Raw genomic sequence first — 25,176 nt, 5'->3', positions numbered from 1 at the left:
AACTAGATAGACATGCATAAAATTCAAGCCAATAACTCGGGAACGCGAACCATAGATGTTAGCGATCTACATCTTGAAACAATTGATAAGTACGCCTTACTCAAAAATCTTGTCGACAGCAATGGCATCATTGATGAGGAAGTGCTAGACAAATTGAAGTATAACGTAAGAGCTTTGTTGGAGTCAGAAACAGGTAAAGACAAAAACTTGCTCGACCTTTGTCTTGATGTTATCTATAACAACAACATGAAAGCCTTCGGTTTACATCAGCTTGTGTTACTCTATATCGAGTGGAAAACTAATGCAAACACGTCTGCAGCAACAGAATAAGGTACAATTTTCATTAAGTAAATTCTAATGTAAAGACGATGTTTAAGGTTTGCTTACACATAAACCCTACAACTTGTCAACTGATTACAAACAACATTGAACAATTATAAGCTAACAGATTTTTTACCCACCACTAAAAAAGAATGCGAACTCAGAGGGTGGGAACAACTAGATATCATCCTCTTTTCGGGCGACGCATACGTTGACCACCCCTCTTTTGGAGTGGCCGTAATTGGTCGTTGCCTTGAAGCAGCTGGCTATAAAGTGGCTATTGTGCCACAACCCGATTGGCATGGCGACTTTCGCGACTTTAAAAAACTAGGTACTCCACGACTATTTTTTGGTATTTCTCCGGGTTGTATGGACTCGATGGTGAACAAATATACAGCCAACAAACGTCTACGTTCTGAAGATGCGTACAGCCCAGACGGCAGACACGATTGCCGTCCAGACTATCCAACGGTGGTATATTCGCAAATTCTAAAACAACTTTACCCCGAAGTGCCTGTTGTTTTGGGAGGTATCGAAGCATCAATGCGTCGACTCACTCACTACGATTATTGGGAAGACAAGGTTAGAAAATGCATCTTGTGCGACTCTAAAGCTGATATTATTCTCTATGGCATGGGCGAAAAGTCTATTCTAGAGCTATGTAATTGCCTTGAAGAAGGACAACATATTAGCAACATCCATCATATTCCGCAAACCGTTTTTATGGTTAATAAGGATAATGTGCCTGGGGGTATCACAGATAAAGACATCATTCTAAACAGTCATGAGGATTGTTTGAAAGATAAACGTAAACAAGCCCAGAACTTCAAGCATATTGAAGAAGAAGCTAACAAGATGCATGCACAACGTCTATTGCAAGAAGTGGATGGCATGTATGCCGTGGTAAACCCACCCTACCCCACACTAACCACCCAAGAACTGGATGCAACGTTCGACTTACCTTATACGCGCTTGCCCCATCCAAAATACAAAAACAAACGCATTCCTGCTTACGAGATGATTAAATTCTCAGTTAACATGCATCAAGGATGTTTTGGCGGTTGCTCGTTTTGTACCATATCGGCCCACCAAGGTAAATTTGTGGTATGCCGTTCGAAAGAAAGTATCTTGAACGAGGTGAAAAAAGTGGCACAGATGCCCGACTTCAAGGGATATCTTTCCGACCTTGGCGGCCCCTCTGCAAATATGTATGGCATGGCAGGGAAAAACAAAAAAGCATGCGAAGTGTGCAAACGCCCTTCGTGTATTAATCCTGAGATATGCCCAAACCTCAACACTGACCACTCTAAACTCACCGAAATATATCGTGCTGTTGATGCATTGCCCGAGATAAAGAAAAGTTTTATAGGCAGCGGTGTGCGCTACGACCTTTTGTTACACAAAAGTAAAGACAAAAAGGTGAACGATGCTGCGATGGAATATACCAAAGAATTAATTCGTCATCATGTTAGCGGACGACTTAAAGTAGCACCCGAACACACTAGCGATGAAGTGCTTAAAAGCATGAGAAAACCAAGCTTTAAGCAGTTCGAAGAGTTTAAACGCATCTTCGACAAGATTAATAAAGAGGAGAATTTAAGGCAACAAATCATTCCTTACTTTATGAGTAGCCATCCTGCATGTAAGGAAGAAGATATGGCCGACCTTGCTGTGCGCACAAAAAAATTGGATTTTCATCTCGAACAGATACAGGATTTCACCCCCACTCCTATGACTGTTAGCACCGAAGCATGGTACACGGGCTTCGATCCATATACACTTGAACCAATTTTCAGTGCCAAAACGCCTAAAGACAAAAACAACCAAAGACTGTTCTTCTTCTGGTATAAACGTGAAGAGCGACCAAATATAGAACGCGAACTGAGAAAAATTGGCAGACCCGAACTGATTAACGAACTTTATTCATCTAATGAGAGGGCCTGGCAACAAGGTGCAAATAAAGACAAGAAGTTCGAAAATTCCTATCGTGAAGAGAAAAATAATCGCACAGAAAGGTCTCAAAACAAACGAACTTCACAAAAAACTAACGAAAGAAAATCGTTTAATCCCAACTTCCAAAACGTAAAACCCCAGAAGCCTAAAGGTAAACGAAAGTAATAAATGGTGGTAGTGGTAGACAACAAATTACCACCTTACCCTTTTAAAGCAAAACCTACAACCCACACGCAAACATGCAAATACTTTTATCGTGCGCCAAAGACATGGCCACTTTGCCCACAACATACCCTGGCGTTCAAGAAAATGCGCCTCACTTCATCGCGAACGCTAAGGATATAGCAGCCGAAATGATGAACTTTTCTGCTGAAGAGTTAGCCCAGTTGCTCAAGATTAATGACAAACTAGCTAACCAAAATTGGCTAAGATACCAACATTTCTTACAAGAAGGCGATACGTCGCATGCTGCCTTGGCATTCACAGGCATGGCCTACAAGCATCTTAAGGCCAATACATTCAACACAAAAGACATAGACTTTGCTAATAAGCACCTATGGATTACCTCTTTTCTTTATGGACTTCTACGCCCTCTCGACACCATCAAACCGCATCGGCTGGAAGGAAATGTGCGTTTACAAAACCACGACGACATGCGTTTGTTTGATTATTGGAAACCCCTTTTAACCCAATATTTCGTCGATGCCATAACCAGCGATAACGGTATGCTGGCTTATCTAGCGAGTGAAGAAATGAAAACGCTTTTCGATTGGAATGAAGTAGCAAAGAAAGTAAAGATCTTTGAGCCACAATTCATGGTTGAAAATGCTAGAGGCAGAAAAACAATTGTGGTATATACCAAGATGTGTCGCGGAGCAATGGCCAATTATATCATCACAAACAAAATTACCAATTTGGATGATTTGCTGGCTTTTGAATACGAAGGATTTAAGTTTGCCGAATGGATTGACGAAGGCAAAACGCCTCTTTACGTTTTAGCTGCACCATAAACCAAAAGCGCCTTTTCAGTCTCTGAAAAGGCGCTATGTTTCATTTTATTATTCCATCACCCACTATCAACTCTGTAGAAAAGTGCTACAAAAACTCGTTTATCTTTTAAAATACTAGAAAAAACGCCTCATTTCGTTTTGCGCTTTCAACGATTTGCATTATTTTTGCAGGGTATAAATATAAGAAAATTGAAAATCAAACATATCATAAACGACACATTCAAAATTGCCCTTTCGCTTTTCCTCGGCGGGGCAATATTATATTGGATGTATCGTGGCTTTGATTTCAGGCAGGTTGAACACGTGATGCTTCACGAAATGAACTGGACTTGGATGCTTTTGTCATTCCCTTTTGGCATTATGGCCCAAGTATTTAGAGGGTGGAGATGGCGACAAACGCTCGAACCGATGAACGAGCGGCCACGAACTTCCACTGCTATCCATGCCATATTCGTGTCTTACGCTGTTAGCTTGGTAATCCCACGCATAGGCGAATTTGCTCGTTGCGCCATCCTTAGACGATACGATAAAACCGATTTCGCCAAAGCCTTAGGAACTGTTGTCACCGAAAGGGCCATCGATTCGTTATTAGTACTGCTCATTGCTGCCATAACACTTCTGGCTCAACTCAGCATTTTCGACAGTTTTTTTACCAAGACAGGAACTAGTCTTAATGGCATCGTGAGCAAATTCTCAACCACTGGCTATGTTGTAACGGCCATCTGTGGTATTGCTGTGCTGATATTGCTACACTTCCTGCTTAAAAGAATGGCCATATATAATAAGGTGAAAGAAACCGTAAAAGGTATCTGGCAAGGCGTAAACTCAATAAGGAAAGTAAAAAACAAATGGCTCTTTGTTGTTTTCACGCTGGCTATTTGGGGCAGTTATTTCCTTCATTATTATCTAACGTTCTTTTGCTTCGAACAAACGGCCAACTTAGGCATGGCATGTGCCATGGTTACCTTCGTTGTTGGTAGCATGGCAGTGGTGGTTCCCACGCCCAATGGAGCTGGACCTTGGCATTTCGCTGTTAAAACAATGCTGATATTATATGCTGTTGAAAGCACTGCTGCACTAAATTTTGTGCTCATCGTGCATTCGGTACAAACACTTCTAGTTATCTTACTGGGGGTGTATGGATGGATGGCCTTGGCTTTCTCTAACAGAAAAGATAAATAACAAGTAACGAATAACTAAATTCCAAAATATTTACTAACTATTAAACAACTGTGTTATGAGTGAAATTAAAAATTTGAAGCCTGAAAGCATTTGGCGTAACTTTTACAACCTCACATGTGTTCCGCGTCCATCTGGACACCTAGAAAAAGTAAAAACATTCTTGTTAGACTTCGCAAAGGAAGTGGGCGTTGAGGCTTTTATTGACGAAGGCAACAATGTGGTGATGCGTAAACCTGCTTCTCCTGGCATGGAAAACAGAAAAACGGTTACCATGCAAGCACATATGGACATGGTTCCACAGAAATCACCAGACAGCAACCACAATTTTGAAACCGACCCCATCGAAACTTGGATTGACAACGAATGGGTTAGAGCCAAAAACACAACATTAGGTGCCGACAATGGTATCGGCGTTGCTGCTATCATGGCTGTAATGGAAGACAAGACTTTGAAACATGGACCCATTGAAGGTCTTATCACTGCCGATGAAGAAACAGGCATGTATGGTGCTAACGACCTACCTACTGGCCAACTAAAAGGCGATATCCTGTTCAATCTCGACTCTGAAACATGGGGTTGTTTTGTGGTTGGTAGTGCTGGCGGTGTGGATGTTACTGCAACTCGCACATATAAAGAAGTGACTGTTGATAAAGCAAGAGTGGCTTTGAAAGTTACCATCAAGGGCTTGAAAGGCGGACATTCTGGCTTGGAAATTCACGAAGGACGCGCCAATGCCAACAAACTGATGGTTCGCGTTGTAACCAGATTGGTTGATGAATGCAAGGCCGAACTTTCTATTTGGCACGGAGGAAATATGCGCAATGCCATCCCATACAAAGCTGAAACTGTTGTTACGCTTCCTGCTGAAAACGAAACTAAGGCCTGCGCTATCATTGATGAGATGAAACAACTATTCGAAACAGAATACCGCTTTGTTGAAAATGTAGTAGAACTGTTTGCTGAAAAAACCGCACTCCCTGAAAAACAGATGGACGCTACCGACAGAGATGTAGTGATGAAAGCCATCTATGGCTGCCATAATGGTGTGCTTCGTATGATTCCTGCTATCCCTACCGTTGTTGAAACATCGTCTAACTTGGCCATCATCGACATCGAAGGCGGAAACATTAAATTCTTGATGCTAGCTAGAAGTTCTAGCGAATCAATGAAGGCTTATATCTGCGACACACTCAAAGGCACACTAACATTGGGCGGTTTTGATGTAAAACTCAGTGGCGACTATCCTGGCTGGGATCCCAACACAGACAGTGAAGCGCTCAACTTACTCAAAGAACTCTATCAAGAAATGTTCAACGAAGAGCCCATAGTGAAGGTTGACCATGCAGGTTTGGAATGTTCTATTATTCTAAGCAAATATCCTAACATGGATGTTGTTTCGCTGGGCCCAACAATTCGCTCACCTCATAGCACCAGCGAGCGCTGCTTGCATGCTACTGTTGTTCCCTTCTGGGAATTGTTGAAGAGGGCTTTGGAAGAAGTTCCACAAAAATAATTCGCTTATGGTGAATAGAACCAACGATGCCAGAGTTCCCCTTATAGGGATTGATAGGCACCGAATTGCAACCGACGGGCATGGAGTTACCACGCTCGTCGGTTTCTTTGGCTGTCCACTTCGATGCAAATATTGTCTCAATAATCAGTGTCACGATAAGAAAAGGCAATGGCAGCGCTTGTCACCTCAAGCATTATACAACGAAGTGAAACAGGATGAGTTGTATTTCTTAGCTACAGGCGGAGGCATTACCTTTGGAGGAGGCGAACCATGTTTGCAAAGTAGATTTATTAAGGCTTTTAGAGAGATTTGCGGCGAAGCATGGAACATCACCGTAGAAACTAGCCTTTATGTGCCACAAAGTCATTTGAGACGATTGCTCAATGTAGTGAACACCTATATTGTAGACATAAAAGACCTTAATCCTCATATCTATTCCGAATACACTTGTCTGAACATAGATTTGCTTAATACTAATCTAGAATGGCTTGTTCATCATGTTAAACCCGAAAATATATTTGTGCGCGTACCTAGTATACCCAAGTTTAACACGCCTATAGATGCCGAAAAAACCGTTGAGAAATTAAAAAACATGGGAATAATAAACATCGAACGCTTCAACTATATTATTCCTAAGAAGGAAAAATAGCGAAAGAGATATTTCTATTAAGAATGCATAATTGTAAATATTATGGTTTTGCCCATATTATTACGCACCCTTTTGCATAACTTCTCTGCTTTATAGAACGTATAAAATGAAGCAAAAAAAATATTGTAAATCGTTTGCGAAATACGAAAAAAGTAGTAACTTTGCAGCGTAAAACAAGCATTGGGATATGGTGTAATGGTAACACTACAGATTCTGGTCCTGTCATTCTTGGTTCGAGTCCGAGTATCCCAACAAAAAACGCATCTTTAACGAGATGCGTTTTTTGTTTTTACTCAATAATGGATAGCAATAGTATGCTGACTGTAGATTAATCAAAAGGCATATATAACAAAGTTCAAAAGTCTTTTGTACTACGTTTAATCAATAAACAATAAATACATGTTTAATGATGAACAAAATAGTTTTTAGACAACGAATTAAATTCTTATTGTTGTGCATTAAAGACCTGATTATTACTTCATATCATTGTTGTCTGCGTAAATGCCACGAATCAAGCTTTATACAAATTGTTCTTTTAGCATTTTAAAAGATGTATGACAGCGAGGAATTTTTCGTTTATCCTATGTTAACATAAAAACAAAGCAACAGAATTCATATAAAATGTAAAATATTAAGGCTAAAATTTAACATTATGAGTGCAATTTTTGGTCACAAACAGTCATTCGCCTTTAAATAATCGATTCTCGTGGCGGGTTGTTTGGCTAAAAATGGCTTTGCTTTGTGAATGCATACAAACAGACATTTCGTAGGGATTACACGTGTTTTTTACTAAAAAACGGGCTATTTGAGGCAAAAAACAGTGCAAACTCCTACAAAATGCAGTGCTAACTCCTACTAAACGCAGTGCTATCTCCTACTAAACGCAGTGCTATCTCCTACTAAACGCAGTGCTATCTCCTACTAAACGCAAGGCTAAATACTGCAAAACGCAAAGCTTAAAGGTACAAACTGCTATTTCTTGAGAAACTCAGGGGTTAGAAAGTAATTAAGAATCGTCGGATTTTGATGTAAAAAGGAGCATAAAATATAACTTTATTACCAAGAAAGTGACTTTCTGCAGTGATTAAAAAACGCTAACCAATGACAAACTAGGAAGGCAAAATGCAGCAAAATGCAGCAAAATGCATCTAAGGAACTTAAAAATGACGTAAAAGTAAATGACAAAACGGAGAAAAGCGACAAAAAATATTTGATTTAAGCCATTATTTTTGCTAGAATGACTTGATCACGAGTATCTACTTTGTAAAATATTAATACCACATTTAACATTTATCGGGTGTTATAGAATTTTTAAATGAGGTTGTGTAATGGTGAGATTGATTAGTAATGAAAGTGGGAGGTATACACTTTCCTGCACAACGCTCATGGTTTAGATAATACACCGAATTAGAAACCAAAAACAACAAAAGGTTATCAAGAAACAATAAACTCAACTTTACCAATCAAATGATGAATAATTCATAAGCCAAGCCAAAACTGAAGATTGACCTTAAGAAAGAAAAATGGGACTGTTAGAAGAACAAGATCTGCTAACAGTCCCATTATATTTTAGTCTTGACCTTTAGAAGGTCATACGCATCATCAATCTAACGCCATGTTTCTGCGCAGTGGACAACTCATTATAATTCAGTCTTCTAACATACTGAACATGAAATATTTTGAAGATATTATGAACACCCACCACTAATTCCATATAAGGGCGTTTAGGATTCATCACATTTGCGCCTTCAGGGAAATACATTAATGTTTCATCGCCAGCGTTTTGGGCCAATAAGGGATTATTCTTATCTGTAAGTGTGCCCCACAGGCTCTTAAAGCCTATAAATTCTCTCCATTTAAGCTTTTTTAGAAGCGGAACACGATTAAACAACTTACCATTCATATCCCATCCGATGTCAACGCTTGCATACCTGTCGTTAAGAAACTCCATGTTGTTTATCAAGTTGAAAGTACCACGCTGAACAATGTACGACAAGTTGGCCGACGGCATTATGAGTAAGGGGAAGGGCACTTTGTTCCATTGTGCACCCGCATTAAGTCGCACATCAAACTTGCCCCAGCTTCTTAACCAAAAACGTTTTAACACAGCAGCTTCAGAGAAATTATAAGTGTACTGACCACCCAATACGCCATTAAGTCCCATAGCGTGAGACACCACAAATACAGGTGCTTCCAAATTAATGGCTATGCGACGCTGCTTAGTGTTGATAAACGTGCGTCCTGGTGCAAATTCAAGTTCAAAACGCAATTCTGTGGTACGCATTTTACCATTCTGAAGCAGTTTAGTGATGTCTGTACCCGGATATAAAACGGGTGGAACAGGATAGCTAAGCTTTTCAAAAAACAAAGCACCTGCTGCTTCATTCTCTTCTGTTTTAAGACTTAAAGTGGTTTTCAGCCCCCACTCCTCTTCACGTTCAAAACTTAGTTGCTGACGATTATAAAACATCATTTTGTCTACTTTCGTCCACTTTAGTGAAGTGAAGACATTATCTTTGTCTGTACGCAGAAACTTATCCGAGGGAGACATAACATCGTAAGTAGACTTAAACGAAATGGTACGCTTGGGGAACTCTCTGGGCAAATACTCTTTCTTGTTGAACGAATAAGTAAGTTCGCCACTATAATAGTTTTTCTTACTTCCCCATCCATGCGCCACATATCCAGCTAAGAACCAATGTTTGTTTAAATTGGCAGTGGTTTGTGCACTGATACGTGTTCTAAAACCATCAATAAAGTTGCGTGTAAACATGGTGTTTACAGGTCCTATGTCCACTTTACTAGGATGGTCTTTATCGCCTGTTTCTACAAAATTTTCTATAAGGGCTTTTAATCCAAAGATGATATATTTAAATCCTTTCATCTGTTCAACGCGGTGCACAAACTCATCCATCGAGGATTCGCTCTTGCTAAGTTGTACTGCACGATATTGTTTCCAAAAAGCCTCGTCGCGCATCATGGCATCGGCTTCGCGTCTTTCGCGAGCACCACCTTTGAAAAGTTTAGTTGGAAGTTCGTCAAAAGCATAGTCGTTCAAGCGTGTTGTGCGTATAACAATGGCTTTCTGTAACAGCTTGTTCACATTTATCTCAGCAATCATATCGTCTTCACTCAGAGCCCACTCGTCATTATCTAGCTGCGTGAACTCTTGCCTCACTTGCAGATTCTCGACAAAGTTGACACCACTATTAACAGGCAAAGTAAGATTGCAACGTTTAACATGCAGCGTGGAATCGGCCACAATATACAATTCGCCTCTAAAACCAATATCCTGCGTATTGTTGGGGATGAATTGCAGATGATAACACAAGTCTTTACCCACATAAACGGTGTCTTCGATATAGTATCGGTAGAAACTTATAGCCGTATTACCAATAGGACTAGTGAAATGATGCCTTAACAATCGCACATCGTTATCGTAAATATTCACATCGGTAAACACGTCGTTGAGCATCGTGTTCATGATGTCGCCTGTTTGTATCAGTTGGTTAATACCGGTGGTGTTTTGACCTTTAATAATATCGCGCTCTGTTTTAGGGTCTTTACGATATAGGTGCTGGCTAACGGTTTCCTCTACAGATATGGGTAATATCAGTTTATTGTTGTAAGGGCAAAGCTCCACTTGGTTGAGCATCCAACGTCTTTTACCAATAAACCCACTATCTATCTGCGAAGGCGTTATGTCGTTCATAGCCAACGTTATTTTTTGATATTTGGTGTATTGAAAGAAGTCGTGATTTTCTAATCGCGTGTTTTTCTTTGCAGCAATTACGCGTTTCATCAATTCAACGGCGGGATTGTCTTTGCGCGAATACTTACCACGCTTTTGCTTAATCACCACTTCGGCCAGCTGCTTAGTGTCAGGCTTCAATTTAATGTTTAATATACTAGGAGTGGAAGACTTAACAAGCACTTGCACAGAGCCATACCCCACAGCACTGAAAGTAAGCATTAAGCCCTCTTTGCGCACAATATTGTAATGCCCTTTGGCCGTACCCGACACGGCAATATCGTGCCCCTTGTATCGTACACTGGGATAATATATGGTGTCACCCGTCACAGCATCTGTGACAACACCTGAGAGCATGCTTACCGTTTGGGCTGAAATAGTCAGTCCTACAACGAGCAATGCCAATAACATTAATAGTCTACTTGTTTTATAACTCATCTCTTAAATTTACTGTTTTTCGTTGTTGCAAAAAGCTTTAGGTGTGAATTCAATGTTTTCTGCTATGTTAACAAGTTACACCGAAAGCGTAATTTGTAACTATTTGTGGGTACAACAATTGTACTATGTACCAAACACTGATCCAATCTAACTTAACAATTCATCCAAATCACTAATTATCAAATGTGCTACACTTTTATCTTGGGCTTTTTCTTCCCATTGTTCGCCTTTAAACCAAGCGGTGATACATCCAAGCGAGTGGGCAGGTACGATGTCTTTATCAATACTATCGCCAACCACCAGCACCTTCTGAGCAGGCATTTTCAAGGCTTCAACGCCAAGCGCAAAAATCTTTGGGTCGGGTTTTCGAACCCCAACCACCGCCGATTCGATAACACTTCCAAAATAATGAGCCATGTTGTAATCGGCAAGAACGGTTTGTATATTACCATAAAAATTGCTAACCAAAACCATGAGATAACGTTTGTGTAACTGCTCGAGCACAAAAGTGCTGTGCCTTATAACCTTCTCAAGGTTCGAACAGAGTTCGGTATATATTAGGTGGTGCATATCATCGATTTCTAATTGAGGAACATCTAGCACTTTATTATCTCTCAAATAAGCCAACTGCATCTTGAGTTTGGTGTTCAACACGTTGCAAAACAAAAAGTCGGGCATGATTATTCTGTTGGTCGCCAATGCACGTTCAACATGCACGTAAGCAGCCCTAAAGTCGGCTTCGCTAATGGGTATATTATTATTTTGGTAGGCATGCCAAATCACTTTTCCCCAATGATGGCCATTGGTATCGAGTGTTCCACCATAATCAAATATTATTCCCTCTATATCTAGTTGGTCAAGCGTATTGAACGTATATTTTGTTGTTTGCATGTAAAGTTGCTTTTGGTTATTTTTTTACCAGGTTAGAACACCTTTGACACAAATCTTCGTGCTGCTTGTGCATGTAAATATATATGGCACTAAGCACAGTGAGTTCGAAGAGGAAATAAACCCATGGGCAATTAGCCAAACAAGTGATATATAACACAATGGCGCGAAGATTGAAACTAAGCATATTGGTGTACTTCATCAATGGTCTACTGCCTTGCAGAAACTCATCGCGCAAAGTTTCGGGAATACTCTCTGCATCGCCATAGGTGGCATGTATTTTATCAAAGAACGACTGAAACCTTGGTGTTCGCTTCTCTTGACTTTTGCAATAGTTGGCATAATTATAGTAAAACAGACGTTTAAACCACTCGCCATGTTTGGGCAGAGCTTCGTAAATGCCACGTTGTTGGGCGTAAGTATCTAGTTCACTTCCTTTTTTCCCCTTAAGAAAAAGCAAATGAATTTGACGGTAATAATCGGCCAAAGAACTTTGTGGTGAGTGACAAAGCAATCCCGACACAGCTGCTAAAGCCCAAATCCAAAAGCCCCATTTAACGTTGGTGTAGGGAATAAGTGACGATTGTAAGCGCAGACAAAGTGCAAAATAAATACAGAAAAACCACACATCGCCCGAGAATCCATCTAATACGCGCCCCACAAGCGTTTTTTTGCCTGTGAGTCGAGCCATCTGTCCATCGGTTGAATCACAAAAGTTGGCTAACATTAATAACACCACACCCATGAGGTTGTGAGTTAAATCGGAGAAATAGAACATATAGCCAGCCCCAATACCCAAGAAGATTGAGAGGATGGTGATGGCGTTTGGATGAACACCAAGTTTGTTCCACAACAAAGCAAACACCAATCCAATAGGACGAGTGAAATAAATATCAATGGTTTCTTCTGTATCAGCAGACTTCAATGAGTCGCGAAACAGGGTTTTAATGCTATTACTCATGTGTTATTTTTCTAGTTGTTTGTGTTGCTAGCAGTTGGTTTGCCAGGTGTGCAATGCACTCGGCTGCCTGCTCGCAACAAGGTGAAAAGCTAGGCCAATCGTTAAAGTCGATAATAAAAAAACGACCATCGCTATTGATTATGCAGTCGCCACCATAAACGTCTATTCCTGTTAAGCTTGCCAAACGGGCGACCGTATGCCTTAGTTGTTGCACGTTAAAGGGATAATGATGAGCTGAACCATTATGTTGTTCGTCGCCAAACTTAGAATGACCCGTATCTGTGGGATAGAAATGCCAAAAAAAACTGTCTGCAACGCCATAGAATTTAACCAAGTCGCCTTCTACGTGAGCACTAACCACCAAGTTGTGCACACCACGTTGCACAAATTGTTCTTTGGTTTTGTCTACTTCGGCTTTATCTTTGCAATATACCACATCGTCTTGTGTTTGTGCAGCAAAGTCGGCTCGCTTCACCCAATAGCCTCTTGTACCCTCTTCGGGGGGCATAGCAATGCCATTTTCTTGCATCACACAATGTATGTGGCTACGCGAGAAGGATTCGAGCGCCTTGGCATTGTTCAACACAATGGCCTGATTTTGATATTCGAACTGCTTCAGAAGTTTAATGGTGCGTGGTAAACGCCCCATAGACAAGTAGAGGGCAGCCCGATGTTGTTCGTTCAACTGTTGCTCGGAAATGGCCACTACATCATGACGATGCAACTTACTTAACACTGCATCTAAAATGGATCGGTCGTTTTTAACCGAGTTTGGCGAGAAACGTTCATCTCTATATATGGCAACTACACTGCTCATTAATAAACTCTTCTGCTTTGGTAACGTCTGATGCGTGGTCAATGTCGAGTACCTTTCCCATCACATAGGCTCTTAACTTTAAGCCTTTGGCAATCAGTGCACGTTGAAAGTTGCGCATTCTACTTTCTCCCCCTTCTATACAAGCCTGTAAGATTGGTAGGCAATTGGGGGTTAGCCCATAGATTCCTGCCGAGATATATTGACAAGAAGATGCCTTCTCATCGTAAAATCCTGAAATGTACGGAGGGTTGGTGATTTGTACATACAACGGTTTTTCGTCGTCTACAAAACTCGTTACGGCCATCAATCCATCATTGCCTGTTGCTAATGCATCTGTAAACGATAAGACAAAGGCCTCAAAATCGCGTTCACGAAAAATTGTATCTACCGTTGTAAGCACAAAAGACGATGTGCGAAGATAAGGGCTTAACTCATAAAAACTGTGCATTGAACTGGGCGTTGATTTAACAACAAACCTTAAAGGCACTTGCCTTCCATCTAAGCCATCGCGCTGAACATCTCTTAAATGCATTGCAACATCGGTCATTTGTTCGTTACAAATAACCAAAATTTCTTCGGCCTTGTTAGCCATAAATATTCTGATAAGCCGGTCTACAAGGTGTTCACCCCTTACCTTAACCAATGGTTTGGGTAGCTGAACACCTTCTTGGCTAAGGCGTGAGCCCTCACCTGCGGCTATAATGGCATATTTCATATATACGTTGTGTTTTAAAATGGTGAAGGAAATCATACTGATGAATAATCCCTATACCATAAGCACGTACGGTATTAAAACCGTTTTTCACCCAAACAAACTATGCATGGATGGGCAATTGCTGATTTAGAACCAACTACAAAGATAGATAAATGTTGGCGAACACAAAAATTTTTCAATTGTAAAACACACAATTAAATGCAAGAGAAAACATTGCATAAAGTAGATAGACCAAACAAATACACGCATTTTGCTGAAATGTTACATACAAGATGCGTGGATAAGATGGTCTACTTAGTTATGAAAGATAATGGAATTTATAACGCCTTATTTGCCAAAACTAACCAATTCTCAAAAGAAGTTGTCAGGTTGTACGCCATAAACAACCTATTAAGAAGCTAAAGACTAGCAATGGGATACACCTAGATAAATTTGACTAACAAGAAAAGTTATACTGTACACAACAAAATTAAAGTCTTCGGTGCTTTTTAATAAGTACGCACTGGACGAAGAAGGATTCTCAAAGACGAATTAACTAATAGCCTTGATGTAGGATGCACACATCTCGGCACAGCGTTCACCATCCATTGCTGCAGAAACGATACCACCAGCATAGCCAGCACCTTCACCACAAGGAAATAGGCCGCTTATACTAACATGCTGGAAGGTTTCTTTATCTCGTATGATTCTTACAGGAGAAGAAGTGCGACTCTCGGTGGCGATAAGCACTGCTTCGTTAGTTAAGAAGCCATGACTGGTTCGACCAAACCTTTGAAATCCATCTTGAAGACGCGAAACGATATGCTTGGGCATCCAAAAATGTAGTGGACTAGATATAATCCCTGGTGAATAGCTGCTTCTAGGAAGATCGTAACTAAGCTTGCGATTTACAAAATCTACCATTCGTTGCGCAGGAGCTGTTTGTTTACGATTGCCATTCACCCAACAATCGTGTTCAATAGTCTGTTGGTAGTGCATCATTTTCAACACGTCGTCGCCCTCAACATCTTCGGGACGTATCTCTACCACCATTCCACTATTTGACCATTTAGAACCACGATTGGCTGGACTCATGCCGTTGACCACTATTTGTTGATATTCGGTTGCAGCTGGTATGACGAAACCTCCCGGGCACATGCAGAAGGAGTAGACGCCTCGTTCGGCTGATTGAGCAACAAAACTATATTCTGCTGCAGGTAAATAATTTCCGCGTCCGTTCTTATTATGATATTGTATTTGGTCTATCAAGGCAGATGGGTGCTCCAATCTTACACCAATAGCCAAACCTTTAGCCTCTATGGGTATGCCTGCAGCGGCTAAGTACTGGTACACATCACGAGCACTATGACCAGTAGCCAAAATTACTGGACCATTGAAATGACGTTCTTGAGAAGTAAGATTGTTGAAAGTTTTAACTCCAATAACAGTATTATTGTTCATCAAAAACGACGTCATCTTTGTCTGAAAATATACTTCACCACCACATTTAATAATCGTATTACGGATAGCTTCGATAACTTTGGGCAACTTGTCGGTTCCTATATGAGGATGAGCGTCGGCCAAAATTGCAGTGGATGCACCATGTTGACAAAATATATTTAATATTTTATCTACACTACCACGTTTCTTACTACGGGTATAAAGTTTTCCATCTGAATAAGCACCTGCACCGCCTTCACCAAAACAATAGTTGCTCTCAGGATTAATCTGTTGTTCCTTAGTTATTAAAGAAAGGTCGCGATGACGTTCGTCAACACGCTTACCACGTTCAACAACAATGGGGCGAACACCTTGTTCTATTAACCGTAATGCAGCAAACAATCCACCAGGGCCAGCACCAACAACAATAGCAGCAGGAGATTGAGAAACATCAGGATAAGAAATGCTTTGATAGTCTTGTTTATCGGGTCTCTCGTTAACAAATACGCGAACAGAGAGATTAACAATAATGGTACGTTGACGTGCATCAATGCTACGTTTAAGAACTTGAACATGATTAATGGTACGCACATCAAGGCCTTTTTCGTGAGCTACATATTCGCGTATACTATCTTGGGTGTATGCCTGCTGGGGTAACAAGCGCAATTGATATTCGTATATCATTGTAAGTTAGGGTATTAATGAGAAATAAGATGCTTATAAAAAACAGATAACAAGCAACAAAAAACATAACATGTAATAAACAAAAGATTGACAACTTTACGCTTTAAGCGACCACCTATAAGAGGTACGACGTTAAGACGCAAAGTTGTCAAACGCAAACACAGAGAAAGCAACAATAAGAAAATAACTAATTGTTTACACTGCCTCCCATAATATCAAGCAATTCATTTGTAATTGCCTGCTGTCTGCTTTTGTTATACTGTAAATTCAAGCCGCGAAGAAGTTCATCGGCATTATCGGTAGCCGTTTGCATTGCCACCATACGCGCCGCATGTTCGCTGGCATTGCTATCGAGCAACCCTGTATACACCATCAAATTTAATAATTTGGGAATGAGTGAATTAAGGATTGTCGCCATATCAGGCTCAACTAGGAAGTTATCATTAAGCGGTTTAGCCTCTTCTTTCTTCTTTGTTTGTTCAGATTTTTTATTCTTCAAATACTCTTGCGCCTTTGCCGTTACAACATTAGAACTAAGGTCGCGGTCGTTAAACCGGCCAACTTCAGTAGTGAGGTCGATAGGCAAAAAAGTTCTACGAGTTAAAATCTGCGAACCAGCACTCTTGAAATGGTGGTATATAAGCTCTACCTTATCAATATCGCCTGCTTCAAACTTACGAGTCAATTCTCTGGCTATCTCAGCACATTGGTGTGCATTAGGTTTCTCGGCAAGATGGTTAAAGTCTCCACAAAGTTGCAAACCCATCTTAGATGCCTGTTCAGCAATCTTTCTGCCAATGGGATAAACCAAGACTTCGCTTACTCCTTGTTCACGATAATGTGACACCGTCTGCTGCATCAGCTTTGTGATATTGGCGTTAAAGCCACCGCACAAGCTGCTATTGCTGGAATAAACCACAAGCGCTACACGTATGAGCTGCTTGCGTTCAACGCTTAATGGCGTGTGTGTCTCGGTCAAAGACGCAAGAAATGACTTAAGAATATGCTCCAACATATTTTCATAAGGTAACATATTCTCAATCATCTGCTGAGCATGGTGCAACTTAGACGATGCCACCATCTTCATTGCACTCGTTATTTTACGAGTGCTATTGACGGAGGCAATACGTGTCTTTATCTCTTTTAATGATGGCATACGCTATGTATTGAAGGATGGCAACCCCACCCCACAAATATATGAGGCGGGATTGTACTTATCCTTGATGTTCTAAATTTTTTAGAATTGACCGGCGATGTCGGCCATTACCTTCTCAAGTATGGCGCAAGCTTCATCGTTGATTGTACCACTAGCCAACAAATCAATGGTTGACTGATGGGTAGAACGTAGCTTCTCAAGGAACAAGTCCTGACATTCGCGAATGCGTTCTACTGGAACTTCGTGCATCAAGCCATGCGTTCCACAATACAAGATGGCAATTTGCTCGCCAACAGACATTGGACTATATTGAGGCTGAATGAGCAACTGATTGTTCTTTCGTCCCCTATCCAGCGTCATTGCGGTAACGGCATCCATATCGCTAGAGAACTTAGAGAAAGCTTCTAACTCGCGATATTGAGCCATATCTATTTTAAGTGTTCCCGCAACCTTCTTCATACTCTTAATCTGTGCAGAACCACCTACACGGCTAACTGAAATACCAACATTGATAGCAGGACGGAAACCTTGGTTGAAAAGGTCGGTTTCCAAATAAATCTGGCCATCAGTGATGGAGATAACGTTAGTAGGAATGTAAGCAGATACGTCGCCAGCCTGAGTCTCAATAATAGGAAGTGCAGTAAGAGAGCCTCCTCCCTTTACATGTCCTTTAAGACATTCGGGAAGGTCATTCATCTTTTCAGCAACCTCTTGTTGGTCGTTTATACGTGCTGCACGCTCCAAAAGACGACTATGCAAATAGAAAACGTCTCCAGGATAAGCCTCACGTCCAGATGGACGACGAAGAATGAGCGACACTTCACGATAAGCAACAGCCTGTTTAGACAAGTCGTCATAAACAACCAATGCATGTTCACCACGGTCGCGGAAGTATTCACCGATGGCAGCACCAGCAAATGGAGCATAGTACTGCATAGCAGCTGGGTCTGCAGCAGTGGCCGAGACAATAATTGTATAGTCTAATGCTCCTCGTTCCTTCAAAGTTTGTACAAGTGTAGCCACTGTTGAAGCTTTTTGGCCAATAGCAACGTAGATACAATATACCGGTTTACCGGCTTCGTAGAAACTTTTTTGGTTGATGATAGTATCAAGAGCGATAGCTGTTTTACCTGTTTGGCGGTCGCCAATGATAAGCTCACGCTGACCCCTACCAATTGGAATCATTGAGTCGACACCCTTAAGTCCTGTTTGAAGCGGTTCCTTAACGGGCTGGCGATAGATAACTCCAGGAGCCTTTCTGTCAAGTGGCATCTCAAAAGAGTTAGTCAAATCAATTTCACCTTGTCCATCGATAGCCTCACCCAAGGGATTGATTACACGCCCGAGCATATTCTCGTTAACCCTAATACTGGCAATGCGGTGCGTACGTTTCACAACCTGTCCCTCTTTAATGCCAGAGGTAGGGCCAAGAAGCACACAACCAACATTATCCTCTTCAAGGTTCATAACGATAGCCATGGTTCCGTTCTCAAACTCAAGCAGCTCATTTGCTTCTGCATTACGCAGTCCGTAGACACGCGCAACACCATCACCAACAGTAAGAACAGTGCCTATTTCATCAAAGTCTTGTCCGTCGTTGAGTTGCTGAAGCTGTTGGAACAATATCTCAGAGACCTCGTTGGGCCTTATTTTATCAGACATGTTACTTGTTTTTTAATTCAATTAGAATGCGATTTAGTTTGCTCTTCACGCTTGCGTCCATGCGATAGGTGTCGTAGTCCAACACAAAACCGCCAAGGATGGTGGGGTCTACCACAGTGGTAAACTCCACTTTGCCCTGCGTGCGCTCTTCAACCATGCGACGCATACGTTGTTCCACCTCAGTCGTTAGTTTCACAGCTGTGGTGACTTTGCCACTGGTGATATGGAAAAATTGCCTATAAAGATTGATGAAAGACGAAGCCATAAACTGTAACATCTCTTCCCTACCCTCTTGCAAAACCAGAGCGATAAAGCGATTTGTTAGTTCAACAGCAGGCGTTCCACATGCAGCCAACACCACCGATTGCTTTTTAGGTTTCGAATACATAGGGTTGCATATCGTAGGACGAAGTTGCGGAACATTCATATAGCATTCCAACAAATTCGACATATTTTGATACACTCCTTCATGACAGTGGTTATCAATGGCAGCTTTAAGTAAAGCGCGCGCGTATCGAACAGCTATTAAACCTATATCCATAACGCGTTTAGTTGGGGTTTACAGAGAAAGCATCGTCTAAGAAACGATTAACCAAAGACATTTGTTGAGCGTCTGACGCTAAGTTTTCGCGCATTACCTTCTCAGCAATCTGAACACTAAGCTCAGCCACCTGCGTACGAATGTCGCGGATAGCGTTTTGTTTCTCTACCTCTATCTGGCGCTTGGCTTCTTCGAGCATACGCGCACCTTCTTCTCGTGCCACTTGACGAGCTTTCTCAACAATGGCTTCGCGAGTCTCGGCAGCCTCCTTCAAGATGAGTGTTTGTTTCTCTCGCGCTTCTTGAAGTATCTGCTCGCTTTCTTGCTTGATGTTTTCTAGCCGTTCTGATGCCTCATGAGCCTTGCGCAGACTTTCGTCTATGTAAACCTTACGGGCATCTACCATACTGATAATGGCAGGAAATCCGTATTTTACAAGAACAACAAAAACCACCAAGAACGCCAAGAGCATCCAAAAGAGCAAGCCCAAGTCGGGCGTTAATATTGATGGTAAATTCTCCATTCAGTTAATTTATTTAATCAAGAATGCACACGCAGCAATAGCAAAGAGAGCACAACCCTCAATGAAAGAAGCGGTAACAATCATGTTGGTCTGTATTTTATTCGTTGCTTCGGGTTGACGAGCAATAGCATCCATCGCGCTACTGCCAATGCGGCCAATACCTAAACCAGCACCAATTGTAGCAATACCTGCACCAAGACCGCAGCCTAGCTGAGCCAGACCCTCGGCAGCCAATAAAGTTGTAATCATCATAGTTCTTATTCTTTTTGTTAATTGTTTATATACTCTTTGATTTAATATTGTCAATATCTGTTAATACAACGTCCATTTGTTTTTGGGAATAGACGCCGAATGTATTTTATATATTTACTATGTTTTGCATTGAAGGTTACTTACACTATTATGAGCGTATGTAACGTAGAAACACAGCGGAATTATTATTCTGCAGAATGGTGTTCTTTATGCGCCATACCAATAAACACAGCACTAAGCATAGTAAACACATAGGCCTGAACAAAAGCCACTAGCAATTCTAGACAGTTCATGAACAACAACATAATTATGCCCAATAGGTTAAGTCCTAATCCATAGCCCACTCCCATGTTCCATCCTAGGAAGATAACACAAGTAAAACTTAAGATAATAGCATGTCCTGCCATCATGTTAGCGAAGAGACGTATCATCAACGCAAACGGCTTTGTGAAGATACTGAAAACCTCTATTACTGGCATTAGAGGTACAGGAAACTTTAGAGCCATTGGTACTTCTGGCCAAAACACTTCTTTCCAATATTCTTTGTTAGCAAAGATATTGATAACAAGCATTGATGTAACCGCCAAGAACATGGTTATATTGATGTTACCCGTAACATTTGCACCACCGGGAAACACTGGAACCAAACCAATGAGGTTGCATGTGAAGATAAAAAAGAACACCGTGAGCAAAAAAGGTGAATAGCGTTTATAATGACGCTCGCCCACAGCAGGTTTAATCAAATCATCGTGAATATACATCACGAGCATCTCTATCAATCCTACAAAACCTTTTGGAGCCTCACTTTTCTCGTTAACTTTCTTGTACCAACGTGCACATGATAAAAAGACAATGAGCAACACAGCCACGACTATCCATATTTGAGCAACTGCTTTAGTTACACTCAAGTCTAACGGACGCGATGTTGATCCATCTGCATGACGTTCGTATATCTTTCCGTGATGTTGTGAATCAAAGAAAAAGTTATTTGGTAGATTGTGAGCAGTACCCACATACCATTCACCTGTATCGCCACTTTTAACAATAATCGGCAATGGTAGGCTCAAATGCTTGCCTTGATACGTGGCAACATGCCATTCATAAGCATCAGACAAGTGCTCGAGCACTATCTCGGGAATGTCAAGTTCCTTATTGTTATCCCCTTCGTTACTTGACGCATAGAGCGAAAGCGACGAAAGAAACAATACTAGAATGAGCGATATGTATCTTACTTTTTTCATTATATACCTTATTATATATAGGCGATTGCGCCCTACTTACCTTTACCATGCGAGAAAAACAGCGTATGATGTACCAGCATTGCCACATAGAACACAGCAAAGATGCATAAGAAAAGCAACATTTGCTGTCTACTTGCAACAAAATAGAAGATAAAGAACACCATCAAGCATATCAGCATTCTAAAGCCTGACACCCCCATAAAGAAGGTAGGAAGGCTGTCTGGAGAATTACTTGCTACGCGAGACCAAATAAGAATGTCTGCCAACTCAAGGATAAAGAACACTGTTGCACTTACCGAGAGCGGTAGTGCTACAGTATATCCCAACCACAATTCAGCAACAGCGTATCCCCCCCCCACTAACACTATTAGTGTAATGAGCATTTGGTAGATAAAACTACGCCTATACTTATTTATCAGCTTATTGTCCATAGCACTACTCATAGAGAAGTTATACCTCTACGCATAGGGACACAACATTTTTTTGCACCTCGACAAAGCCTCCAACAATGTCGCAGGCATGTGTTTCGTCCTTACCTGTGACATAAACCACTTTGCCAGCATCTAGTGAAGAGATGATAGGCGCATGGTTTTCGAGAATTTCAAATTCACCAAGAGAGCCTGGAACTTTCACGTTCTGGATGTCGCCTTGATAGAGAATTTTCTCTGGAGAAACTATAATTAACTTGAGCATAGACACCTGCTTTTACACTATTTATTTTGCACTAGCAGCTTCAAGCAGTTTCTTTCCTTTCTCTATGGCATCTTCTATTGTTCCCACATTCAAGAAAGCTTGCTCTGGAAGGTCGTCTACCTTTCCGTCAAGAATCATATTGAAGCCCTTAATGGTATCTTCAATGCTTACCATAGCACCCTTAACACCAGTGAATTGTTCTGCAACGGTGAAAGGTTGAGAGAGGAAACGTTGAACTCTTCGTGCACGGTTAACAGTCTGTTTGTCCTCATCGCTCAATTCATCCATTCCTAGGATAGCGATAATATCTTGCAATTCCTTATAACGTTGCAAAATTTGCTTAACACGCTGAGCACATTCATAATGTTCTTTTCCTACAATAAGTGGGTCAAGAATACGTGAAGTAGAACCCAGTGGGTCTACAGCAGGATAAATACCCAGCTCTGTAATCTTACGGCTAAGTTCTGTTGTAGCATCCAAGTGTGTAAAGGTTGTTGCAGGAGCAGGGTCGGTAAGGTCGTCAGCTGGTACATAAACAGCCTGTACCGAGGTAATTGAACCACGTTTTGTAGACGTGATTCGTTCTTGCATCGCACCCATTTCGCTAGCCAATGTAGGTTGATAACCCACGGCTGATGGCATACGACCCAACAGTGCGGACACTTCAGAACCAGCTTGAGTAAAACGGAAGATGTTGTCAATAAAGAACATAATGTCTGCAGCTTCTCCGTCTTTACCTCCATGGTCGCGGAATTCTTCAGCTACGGTCAAACCAGACAATGCCACAGAAGCACGTGCGCCTGGAGGTTCGTTCATCTGTCCGTAAACAAGTGTTGCTTGCGATTGGCGTAATTCTTCTGGGTCAACGAGTGACAAGTCCCATTTGCCTTCTTCCATTGCCTTTCTGAACTTATCGCCATAGCGTATAACGCCCGACTCAATCATGTCTCGGATAAGGTCGTTACCCTCGCGTGTACGCTCACCAACACCAGCGAACACAGAATATCCATTGTGTCCTTTGGCAATATTATTGATAAGTTCCATGATAAGCACAGTCTTACCCACACCTGCGCCACCGAACAAACCAATTTTTCCACCCTTCATGTAAGGCTCAAGCAGGTCGATAACCTTAATACCTGTTGCCAGCATTTCCTTATGAGTAGAAAGTTCTTCGAACTTTGGCGCTTCCCTATGAATAGGGTAAGCACCCTCCATACTCAGGTCAGACATACCATCAATGGGCTTACCGATAACATTCATCATGCGCCCTTTGATTTGTTCGCCAGCAGGCATGGTGATAGGGCTACCCAATGGTTTTGCTTTAAGGTGGCGTTGTAGGCCATCAGTATTATCCATAGCCACGCAACGCACGGTATCTTCGCCAATATGCTGTTGCACTTCCACTATAAGTTCACGCCCATCAGGCCTAACGATAAGTAAGGCTTCGTGTATTTTTGGCAGCACTTTTTCTGCATCTTGGCCTTTGGTGTCGAAATAGACGTCAATAACCGGACCAATGATTTGCGATATGTGTCCCTCTATGTTTGACATATTCAGATATCTTGTTTTTAGTTTCCTTAATTATAATGGGACAAAAGTAACCATAAAAAACGGAATTGCCAAAATGTTATAGCATTTTAATTGTATTGATTTAAATTCCGTGGTTAGATTTGTCCACTTTAAATACTCAATTCGTCTAAAACGGTGATTAATTTCTTATCAAATGGTTTGTCGCTACGTATTGCCTCGGATAGTGGCACGTAAACAATCTCATTATTTCGAACGCCAATCATGACATTTCGTTGTCCTTGCAAAATAGCATCAACAGCACCAACTCCAGTGCGGCTAGCAAGAATTCGGTCGTGTGCAGTTGGCCTACCACCACGTTGTAAGTGACCAAGGATTGAGACGCGCACATCATAATCTGGAAACTCTTTCTTTACACGGTCGGCATAATAAAGCGCGCCACACTTTGGACTTTCTGACACTATAACGATGCAACTTTTTTTCGATTTACGAATACCTCGCTCCATAAATCTAGCCAACTGGTCTACATCTGTTGAATCTTCTGGTATGATTGCTGCTTCTGCTCCCGCTGCAATAGCACTATTCTGAGCCAAAAAGCCTGCATCACGTCCCATAACTTCTACAAAGAAAATGCGTTCATGGCTTTGCGCAGTATCGCGAATACGGTCAACGCATTCTACGATTGTGTTCATTGTGGTGTCATAACCAATGGTTGAGTCGGTGCCATAGAGATCGTTATCTATAGTTCCTGGCAATCCAATACAGCACAAATCAAACTCTTGTGCAAAGATTTTAGCACCACTAAGCGAGCCATTTCCACCTATAACAACTAGTGCATCAATCCCTTGCTTCACAATATTATTGTAAGCCTTCTGTCTGCCTTCTTCTGTAGTAAACTCTACGCTACGTGCTGTCTTAAGGATTGTACCACCTTGCATGATAATACCACTAACATTCTCTGTGGTAAAAGGTTTTATATCGTCGTTAATTAGTCCTTCAAAACCGCGATATATCCCCTTTATATTAAAACCATTGCATATGCCTGCACGTGTCACGGCACGTATTGCGGCATTCATTCCCGGTGCATCCCCACCCGAAGTGAGTACGCCTATTGTTTTTATTTTTGTCATTTTATTGATAACTTTATCTAGTTTCTACATGCTTATAATATAATAAGGCATAAAAGATTTTATTACGTCAATGAAGCAAAATAACTTTTTGATAGGTCATTGATTGAGTTGGTGCATATGCCCGTTGCATTGATTAGACTATCCAACAAG

The 25,176-nt window shown here is 41.3% G+C and carries 22 protein-coding genes and 1 tRNA gene; 7 read left to right on the top strand and 16 right to left on the bottom strand.

What is annotated here, in order from left to right:
* Positions 1 to 12: 12 nt before the first annotated feature.
* From QME03_RS07430 to QME03_RS07400, 7 genes are all read left to right on the top strand, one after another.
* Positions 13 to 330 (top strand): hypothetical protein, encoded by a 318-nt coding sequence (locus QME03_RS07430; protein WP_273116877.1) that lies wholly within the window; start codon positions 13 to 15, stop codon positions 328 to 330.
* A gap of 96 nt (positions 331 to 426) precedes the next feature.
* A complete protein-coding gene (locus QME03_RS07425) occupies positions 427 to 2,439 on the top strand; it encodes a YgiQ family radical SAM protein (RefSeq protein ID WP_281723942.1) in 2,013 nt (670 codons plus the stop codon).
* 74 nt (positions 2,440 to 2,513) lie between these two features.
* Positions 2,514 to 3,284 carry a YaaA family protein gene (locus QME03_RS07420; RefSeq protein WP_281723941.1) on the top strand — a complete coding sequence of 257 codons (771 nt, stop codon included), beginning with the start codon at positions 2,514 to 2,516 and terminating at the stop codon, positions 3,282 to 3,284.
* 189 nt (positions 3,285 to 3,473) lie between these two features.
* Positions 3,474 to 4,466: a lysylphosphatidylglycerol synthase transmembrane domain-containing protein gene (locus tag QME03_RS07415; protein WP_281723940.1), complete on the top strand. Its 993-nt coding sequence runs from the start codon at positions 3,474 to 3,476 to the stop codon at positions 4,464 to 4,466.
* A gap of 55 nt (positions 4,467 to 4,521) precedes the next feature.
* Positions 4,522 to 5,979, top strand: a complete 1,458-nt coding sequence (locus QME03_RS07410) for an aminoacyl-histidine dipeptidase (protein WP_281723939.1) — start codon at positions 4,522 to 4,524, stop codon at positions 5,977 to 5,979.
* A 7-nt stretch (positions 5,980 to 5,986) separates the two neighbouring features.
* Positions 5,987 to 6,628: a radical SAM protein gene (locus QME03_RS07405; protein ID WP_044075771.1), complete on the top strand. Its 642-nt coding sequence runs from the start codon at positions 5,987 to 5,989 to the stop codon at positions 6,626 to 6,628.
* A gap of 181 nt (positions 6,629 to 6,809) precedes the next feature.
* Positions 6,810 to 6,880: transfer RNA gene (locus QME03_RS07400), tRNA-Gln, on the top strand.
* A 1,330-nt stretch (positions 6,881 to 8,210) separates the two neighbouring features.
* Here the strand turns inward: QME03_RS07400 and QME03_RS07395 are convergent.
* From QME03_RS07395 to pfkA, 16 genes are all read right to left on the bottom strand, one after another.
* Positions 8,211 to 10,817 carry a DUF5686 family protein gene (locus QME03_RS07395; RefSeq protein WP_281723938.1) on the bottom strand — a complete coding sequence of 869 codons (2,607 nt, stop codon included), beginning with the start codon at positions 10,815 to 10,817 and terminating at the stop codon, positions 8,211 to 8,213.
* Positions 10,818 to 10,964: 147 nt separating this feature from the next.
* Complete coding sequence (locus QME03_RS07390; RefSeq protein ID WP_281723937.1) at positions 10,965 to 11,708, bottom strand: HAD family hydrolase; 744 nt, start codon at positions 11,706 to 11,708, stop codon at positions 10,965 to 10,967.
* A gap of 16 nt (positions 11,709 to 11,724) precedes the next feature.
* Positions 11,725 to 12,666 carry a CDP-alcohol phosphatidyltransferase family protein gene (locus QME03_RS07385; RefSeq protein WP_281723936.1) on the bottom strand — a complete coding sequence of 314 codons (942 nt, stop codon included), beginning with the start codon at positions 12,664 to 12,666 and terminating at the stop codon, positions 11,725 to 11,727.
* Positions 12,659 to 13,483 (bottom strand): hypothetical protein, encoded by an 825-nt coding sequence (locus QME03_RS07380; protein WP_281723935.1) that lies wholly within the window; start codon positions 13,481 to 13,483, stop codon positions 12,659 to 12,661. The genes QME03_RS07385 and QME03_RS07380 overlap by 8 nt, the downstream gene beginning before the upstream one ends.
* The gene (locus QME03_RS07375) at positions 13,458 to 14,198 is read right to left on the bottom strand and encodes an NTP transferase domain-containing protein (protein ID WP_281723934.1); all 741 of its coding nucleotides are present in this window, start codon (positions 14,196 to 14,198) and stop codon (positions 13,458 to 13,460) included. Before QME03_RS07375 ends, QME03_RS07380 begins: the two co-directional genes overlap by 26 nt.
* Before the next feature lie 531 nt (positions 14,199 to 14,729).
* Positions 14,730 to 16,301 (bottom strand): NAD(P)/FAD-dependent oxidoreductase, encoded by a 1,572-nt coding sequence (locus QME03_RS07370; protein WP_281723933.1) that lies wholly within the window; start codon positions 16,299 to 16,301, stop codon positions 14,730 to 14,732.
* A 187-nt stretch (positions 16,302 to 16,488) separates the two neighbouring features.
* Positions 16,489 to 17,457 (bottom strand): F0F1 ATP synthase subunit gamma, encoded by a 969-nt coding sequence (locus tag QME03_RS07365; protein WP_281723932.1) that lies wholly within the window; start codon positions 17,455 to 17,457, stop codon positions 16,489 to 16,491.
* Between the two features lie 81 nt (positions 17,458 to 17,538).
* Complete coding sequence (atpA, locus tag QME03_RS07360; protein ID WP_273114712.1) at positions 17,539 to 19,119, bottom strand: F0F1 ATP synthase subunit alpha; 1,581 nt, start codon at positions 19,117 to 19,119, stop codon at positions 17,539 to 17,541.
* A gap of 1 nt (position 19,120) precedes the next feature.
* Entirely contained in the window at positions 19,121 to 19,660 is a 540-nt protein-coding gene (locus QME03_RS07355; protein ID WP_281723931.1) for a F0F1 ATP synthase subunit delta, read from the bottom strand.
* A 7-nt stretch (positions 19,661 to 19,667) separates the two neighbouring features.
* Positions 19,668 to 20,183: a F0F1 ATP synthase subunit B gene (atpF, locus tag QME03_RS07350; protein ID WP_025815957.1), complete on the bottom strand. Its 516-nt coding sequence runs from the start codon at positions 20,181 to 20,183 to the stop codon at positions 19,668 to 19,670.
* 9 nt (positions 20,184 to 20,192) lie between these two features.
* Complete coding sequence (gene atpE / locus QME03_RS07345; protein WP_025815958.1) at positions 20,193 to 20,435, bottom strand: ATP synthase F0 subunit C; 243 nt, start codon at positions 20,433 to 20,435, stop codon at positions 20,193 to 20,195.
* 185 nt (positions 20,436 to 20,620) lie between these two features.
* Entirely contained in the window at positions 20,621 to 21,676 is a 1,056-nt protein-coding gene (gene atpB, locus QME03_RS07340; RefSeq protein WP_281723930.1) for a F0F1 ATP synthase subunit A, read from the bottom strand.
* Positions 21,677 to 21,708: 32 nt separating this feature from the next.
* Positions 21,709 to 22,119 carry a hypothetical protein gene (locus tag QME03_RS07335; protein WP_273147168.1) on the bottom strand — a complete coding sequence of 137 codons (411 nt, stop codon included), beginning with the start codon at positions 22,117 to 22,119 and terminating at the stop codon, positions 21,709 to 21,711.
* Between the two features lie 7 nt (positions 22,120 to 22,126).
* Positions 22,127 to 22,369: an ATP synthase F1 subunit epsilon gene (gene atpC / locus QME03_RS07330; protein ID WP_281723929.1), complete on the bottom strand. Its 243-nt coding sequence runs from the start codon at positions 22,367 to 22,369 to the stop codon at positions 22,127 to 22,129.
* A 21-nt stretch (positions 22,370 to 22,390) separates the two neighbouring features.
* Entirely contained in the window at positions 22,391 to 23,920 is a 1,530-nt protein-coding gene (atpD, locus tag QME03_RS07325) for a F0F1 ATP synthase subunit beta (protein ID WP_025815961.1), read from the bottom strand.
* A 128-nt stretch (positions 23,921 to 24,048) separates the two neighbouring features.
* A complete protein-coding gene (gene pfkA, locus QME03_RS07320) occupies positions 24,049 to 25,026 on the bottom strand; it encodes a 6-phosphofructokinase (RefSeq protein ID WP_110370294.1) in 978 nt (325 codons plus the stop codon).
* Between the last annotated feature and the right edge of the window lie 150 nt (positions 25,027 to 25,176).

This window comes from Hoylesella shahii (assembly GCF_937990675.1).
Classification (GTDB): Bacteria; Bacteroidota; Bacteroidia; order Bacteroidales; family Bacteroidaceae; genus Prevotella; species Prevotella shahii.
Note: the sequence above shows the minus strand (reverse complement) of the source record. Positions and strands in the feature narration are given on the sequence as shown.